A 233-nucleotide genomic window follows, 5' to 3' on the forward strand; every position below is an offset into this window, starting at 1 on the left:
GTGAGCGCCGTTGGCGTGCGGCCAAAATGGCCGGTCTGGAAAAAGTGCCCGTCGTGGTACGCCAGGCGGATAATCAGACCACCTTGGCCATGGCATTGATTGAGAACATGCAGCGCCAGGATCTGAATCCGATTGAAACCGCCTACGGCCTGAAGCGGCTGATGCATGAATTTGAATTAACCCAACAGGCTGTGGCTGACGCGGTCGGGCGTTCGCGCACTGCGGTCACCAAT

The 233-nt window shown here is 57.9% G+C and carries 1 protein-coding gene; it reads left to right on the forward strand.

What is annotated here, in order from left to right:
- The coding region (locus AVJ23_RS22065; protein ID WP_153001136.1) for a ParB/RepB/Spo0J family partition protein at positions 1-233 on the forward strand (233 nt) is incomplete at both ends.

The organism is Pseudoponticoccus marisrubri (assembly GCF_001482405.1).
Classification (GTDB): Bacteria; Pseudomonadota; Alphaproteobacteria; order Rhodobacterales; family Rhodobacteraceae; genus Pseudoponticoccus; species Pseudoponticoccus marisrubri.